Genomic DNA, 2,141 nt, shown 5'->3' with positions numbered 1-2,141 from the left:
AATGTGCTGCTGAGCCGTCCGGTCACCGCCACCGACCTGAGCAACGGCGTGAATGTGGAAGTGCCGGTTGCGGCAGGCCAGAGCAGCGTGAAGGTGACCGCACAGGTGACCGACGTGGCGGGCAATGCTTCGGCCGAGGTTCAGGACACGGCGGGCGTAGACAACGTGGCGCCAACGGTGGCCAACACCACCATCAGCTACGCCGAAAACCAGGCTGCCGGTGCGGAGCTGGGCAATATCGGCGCGGCCGACGGCAAGGGAGTGACGGGTATTGGCTTTAAGTGGGCTGATGGCTCGTTACATGCTACTAGCCAAGATGGCTTCTACAGCATTGATGGAAATGGCCGGGTATCGTTGACACCGCTGGGCGCAGCCTCAGCCTCAGGGGTCAACGACTTTGAGACGGGCCCGAACAGCGGCAACTACGTGGTGGTGGTGAGTGACGCGGCAGGCAACAAGCTGGAAACGACGATTACGCTGAAAGAGACCAACGTCAGCGAAGCCCCCACCACCTCCGGCGGTTACGCTGCGGGTAGTGAAGATGCGGCGTTTGTGTTGCAGTGGAGCCAGTTCAATGCGAGCGATGTAGATGCCAGCTCGTCGCTGTCGATCAAGATCACCTCGCTGCCGGCAGACGGGAAGCTGCAACTCAACGGTATCGATGTGACGCAAGCACAGCTGAATGCCGGGCTGACCATCAGCAAGGCGGATATCGATGCCGGCAAGCTGCAGTTCAAGCCTGACCTGCACGAATCCAGCACGACTGCGGGCAATGGTAGCGGCAGCAGTGTCGGCAACAAGGCGGGTGACTACGCGTCCTTCAACTATCAGGTCAGCGATGGTACGAGTCTGAGTACGACCGGCAAGTTTGTGGTGGATATCGCGGCTGACGCGGATGCGCCCAATCTTTCGCTGGGTAATCCGGTGCCGACATTGAGCGAAGGGCTACTACTGGAGCGCTGGAACAACCTGAACCTGTCATCTAACGGCGGAGATGGCATCAATCCGGATACGCTCGAAGCGGCGATTGAGGCTGCGGGGACACCATCGACTTCGGGGGTACAGCAGGATGCAGCGATTGATACCAGCTCCAATAGCATTACCAGCCGGCTAAGCGGGCTGATTTATCTGGAAGCGGGGAAAACCTATACCTTCTCTGGCACAGCAGATGACTCCTTCCGCCTGGAAATCGGTGGGGAGACGGTGGCGACGGCGACTTGGGCGGGAGTCGGGCAGAACCAGACTTACACCGGTACATTCACTGCCAAGGGTAACGGCTGGTACACGCTGACAGCCTTCCATGATAACGAAGCTGGGCCGGGTAGTGCCAGCATCAATATTGCTAGCGGTGGCGGCACGGGCAAGCCGCTGAACAGCACCAATTTTGATGTGGTGACCGATGCCGGAAAACTGAGCGGTTTGGTGAATCTGGGCGGCTATGTGGAGAATGGCAGCAAAGAGGGTGGTTACTACCCGCAGCACCCGCTGAATACCGGGCTGGAAGACTCATGGATCTTGCTGTCCAGTTTTAGCGCTGCGCTGAAGGATACCGATGGTTCGGAGAGCTTGTCGCTGTCGATGTCCGGGTTGCCAGTCGGCGCGCAACTGAAGGATGCTGCCGGGAATACGGTGACGGTCGGTGTCGGTGGTGTGGTCAGTCTGAATGGTTTGAATCTATCCTCGCTGCAGTTTAAGGGCCCGCAGGACTGGAACGGCAGCGTCAAGCTGACGGTGACCGCGACGGCGACCGAATCGTCGAATGGCGACAAGGAGAGCACCAGTCAGGAGTTGACGGTGACGGTGCTGCCGGTGACCGACGCGCCGGTGGTGGTGTCTGGCAGTGCAGTGGTATCTGAGGAGGGGCTCTCTGGTGGTCTTGCCGATACGGTGGGGACGCCGAACGACCAGAGCGACAGCAAGACGGCTAACGGCAAGCTGGCGATCAGCGACGCCGATAAAGATGCGTTGAGCGTGGTGCTGACAGCACCTGCTGGCAATCTGTACAGCGGTGGCCAGCTGGTGAGCTGGAGCGGGAATAGCTCGCAGACGCTGACGGCAAAGGTGGGGGCAGTGACAGTGGCTACGATCACCATCGACAACAACGGCAACTACACGGTGACGCTGAATAATGATAAGCCGTT

The 2,141-nt window shown here is 59.5% G+C and carries 1 pseudogene; it reads left to right on the top strand.

The window, feature by feature from the left end:
* Nucleotides 1-2,141, top strand: a pseudogene (locus tag EGI20_RS17665) (hypothetical protein); the annotation flags it as partial.

It is taken from the genome of Aquitalea sp. S1-19 (assembly GCF_024343515.1).
The sequence above is the reverse complement of the archived record's forward strand: the minus strand, read 5'-3'. Positions and strand labels throughout refer to the sequence as shown.